1 protein-coding gene is annotated in these 629 nt (G+C 59.9%); it reads left to right on the top strand.

Features of this window, described 5'->3' with window-relative positions:
- The coding region (locus Ato02nite_RS39910; protein WP_213011901.1) for an IS256 family transposase at positions 1-629 on the top strand (629 nt) is incomplete at both ends.

Here is a 629-nt window from a genome sequence, read left to right as displayed (position 1 = left end):
TCCGCGCATTTCTCGGAGATCTACGGCGCCTCGATCTCGAAGGAAACAGTCTCGCGGATCACCGACAAAGTGATCGCCGAGATGACGGAATGGTCGGCACGACCGCTCGACACCGTCTACGCCGCCGTGTTCATCGACGCCATCGTCGTGAAGGTACGCGACGGCCAGGTCGCGAACCGGCCTGTCTACGCGGCCGTCGGCGTCACCGTCGACGGCCGCAAGGACGTCCTGGGGCTCTGGGCCGGTGTCGGCGGCGAGGGCGCGAAGTTTTGGATGAGTGTCCTGATCGATCTGAAGAACCGCGGCGTAACCGATGTGTTCTTTCTGGTCTGCGACGGATTGAAAGGCCTGCCCGGCGTGGTGGAAGCGGTATGGCCGCAAACAATTGTTCAGACCTGCATCATCCACCTGATCCGGAATACGTTCCGGCTGACGTCACGTAAGGAAAGCGACGCGATCAAACGGGACATCAAACCTATCTACACCGCACCGAACGCCAGCGCCGCACTCGCCGCACTCGACGAATTAGAAGAGAAATGGGGAACTAAATACCCGGCAATGATCCGGTTGTGGCGGAACGCGTGGAACGAGTTCATTCCGTTCCTCGACTACGACGTCGAAATCCGGAC

The organism is Paractinoplanes toevensis, from assembly GCF_018332695.1.
In the GTDB taxonomy this organism is placed as follows: Bacteria; Actinomycetota; Actinomycetes; order Mycobacteriales; family Micromonosporaceae; genus Actinoplanes; species Actinoplanes toevensis.
This window is presented reverse-complemented; position numbering and strand designations above follow the sequence as displayed.